Origin of the sequence: Schlesneria sp. (assembly GCF_036405755.1) — a bacterium.
GTDB classification, from domain to species: Bacteria; Planctomycetota; Planctomycetia; order Planctomycetales; family Planctomycetaceae; genus Schlesneria; species Schlesneria sphaerica.
Genome location: NZ_DASWWZ010000015.1, coordinates 1 through 2,983, shown reverse-complemented (window position 1 = coordinate 2,983; position 2,983 = coordinate 1). Strand labels below are relative to the sequence as shown.

Annotated in this window: 2 protein-coding genes; one reads left to right on the top strand and one right to left on the bottom strand. The window is 56.6% G+C overall.

The annotated features are described in order from the left end of the window. Positions 1–205 (top strand): DUF1501 domain-containing protein (locus VGE80_RS00535; protein WP_440591292.1); only part of this gene is annotated, 205 nt, incomplete at its 5' end. A gap of 44 nt (positions 206–249) precedes the next feature. Here the strand turns inward: VGE80_RS00535 and VGE80_RS00530 are convergent. After that, on the bottom strand, positions 250–2,983 hold a 2,734-nt coding region (locus VGE80_RS00530), incomplete at its 5' end, for an outer membrane protein assembly factor BamB family protein (RefSeq protein ID WP_440591291.1).

Sequence of the window (2,983 nt, the reverse complement as noted above, 5' to 3'; positions counted from 1 at the left end):
AGGTATTAAGACCGGTCAGACGATCGGTGCCACCGACGAGATTGGATATTACGTCACCGAAGACAAGATCCACGTGCACGACCTGCATGCAACAATGCTGCATCTGTTAGGGATCAATCACCTCAACCTGACATACAAGTTCCAGGGGCGGAATTATCGACTGACTGATGTGCATGGCCAGGTCGTTGACAAACTGCTCGCATGAAGACTGGTGGCCGGTGACTGGGAGCGAGTAAACGTGGGCCCGTGCTAGTTGAGGCGGTAAAGTGTTCCGTCTGCAGCGACGGCGTAGAGCGTCTCCTGTACCTGACGCAGTCCAATCGACAGGCCTTGGGGCAGATCGACTCGTCGCAGTTCGGTGCCGGTCCGGGGATCAAGCACGAGGACGGTCCCGTTACGACAGCCAAGCCATAGTTGGTCGCCCACGAGCAATGCGGGACCGACCGGCTCAAAATGTTCCAGTGGATACGTCCATTCTGGGGTGAGTGTCTTCCCCTGGGACAGTGACCGTAGTGTCTGGTCTCCTGCACGCACGACAATTGACTGTCCCACTTCCCAAAGTTGTCGGATCGGTGCCGGAAGACTGATCTGACTGTCGACATCGAACGAACGCGTACTGAGTTGCTTGAGGCTGCCTTGTGCATCAGCCACGTACAGTGACTCACCTCGCACAAGGGGCATGACGTCCACAGGATGATCCAGTTGGAGTTCCGCGGCGCTTGCAAGATGAGGAATGTCACCTGTTCGAAACTGGACCCTCGTCAGGCGCCCCTTCCCGTCAATCGCGATGAGTTCGGTATCGCTGATCCGAACGAGATGAGTCCACCGATGTTCGTCCGATTCCCCGACGGGCAGAATTAGATCCTGCGCGGCCTTGCGGTTACCGGACAGCAGCTTCAGGCGGGAAGGAAGTGGGACCACGATTCCGTCGTTTAATTGAACGGGATCTGTCTGAGGAATCTCATCCAGTTTGTGGCTTTCGACTAACTGGCCCGATGCGTTGAGAACGTGCATCTGGACAGTTTCGCCTGCAGCGATGATGGCGATGCGCTGGTCGTGCAGGACCGTTGCTCGTAGGGGATGGCTGATGTTCGCGGGCAGATTCAGGTCCGTTCCGGACTTCAGTTCAATTCCCCCCTGCGCCAGCCTCGTTTTCCCGATGTTGTAAACAGTCCCGCTTTCTCCGACAGAGATCAGGCCGCCATCGCGAGTTGACACCATCGTCAAAGGGCCGTCCCCCAGGATGCATCGCCAGGGGCTTGTCAGACGTTCCCGTTCGAACGCGGAAAAGGTGACTGCTTCGCTGTAGCGAGACTTTCGTGCGACGAAGAACTGTTCCCCGATTGCTTGCAGAGGTTGTGAAGCGATCCCTGATGCTGCGAAGTTGGAATCCATGCGGATAGCGTTGCCGGTGATTTCAAATCGACGAAATGCGGACCCCGCAGACCAGAATTGATTGTCGGGGCCCAATGCCACAAACAGGGGGGAAGCAAGCTGATTGGATTTTGCGCTGGTGTCCGCCCGGTATTCACCGACTGACACAATTCCCTGATGACCCGGTTCATCAGAAACGGCGAACGCGGCAAACTGTTCTCCCGAAGAAGGAACGACGAGCTGATTACCGCGAAGCACCGGAGTATCCCTGACCTGGCCATTGATGCGGGTCGAGTTGAGTTCGACGAGAGAGTCGCCCGGCTGGCTTGCGTTCCATAATCTCAGCCTCGTGCTTTCCGCGCGGTCGTTCTCACAGATCAGTAATAAGTCCCCCATCATTAACGGAGGGGCTGTTACAGAGCCGCCTGAGTGATCGGTGAAGGTGGTTGCTGTGGCTGACAGCGCGGGTTTGGACGAGGTCGTGTGCACCGAAAGCGAATAGATCATCGCAATCTCGCCCGGTACGAGCAGGTGGTTACCGTCTCTCGACAGCACGGGAGGAGTTGCCAGGTTTTGCGAGAACGAGACGGTCGCGGAGAGGCGTCCTGTTTCGACTTCGATCCTCACCAGTTTGTTACCGCGGAGGGAACAGTAGAGCTGTCCGTCATGGATCAACGGCTTTCCAATCATCGGGGCATTCAGCGGCTGTTTCCACGCAAGTTGACCGGTTGCAACCTGACATGCCTGTAGAGTGTTGCTGCGAGTATCAAACAGGACGACGAGTGATTGCGATCCCTGCGAGACGATCGGAAAGAACGGGGTCTGGAAACCGACGACTCGCCGCCAGACCAATTCTCCGGTTGCTGGATCAACGGCGTAGCAAGAATCCTTGGCCGTGACAAATACAATTCTTCCGGTCGTCTGGTCATCCATCCGGGACCGGGAATGTGACACGGCGAGCACGGGTTCAGGAGACCAGCGCGGCTCGTCCGTGGTTTCTGCGGCGCGTTCTGTCTCATCGGTGGCGATCAATGATTTCTCCAGATCGAGCGCCTTCTGCTGTGCATCTTTGACTCGTTTGACGTTCTTGAAATCAGGGAAGGACCTGACGAGCCGTTCGCGTTCCGAAAGTGCGACCATCGGCTTTTTATCTGCAATCGCGGCGTCAATCGCAGCCATGGCTGTGTCGAACGTTCGCTGTTTTTCAATCGCATTCTTGGCCCTGCCCCGTTGTTCGACGATGCGCGCCACTGTTCCGGTGGGGGGTGCTGCCGGATCGGAATAACGCTCAAGCAGATCCTGCGCATCTTTAGACAGCACTAGCAGGTCCGGATTGTGGCTCGTCTCCGCAGTCTTAGCGGATCCCAGTGCGATCTGTTCCGCATACTGAAACAGTGTGGAATGCAGCGTCGAGAAGTCGGAATCATTCCGATGTGCTCTGATCATCTCGTTTAAACGCGCAAGGCCCTTTTCCCACGAAGGGACCGCGCCAGAGATCTCTTTCTGGATTTGAGACTTTGCCAATCCGCGCTCGGCCTGCCGTCGCAGTGCATGTCGAGGGTGCTTCTCAATAAATCGCTCAAAACTGGCGATCGCCTGCGAATACTGA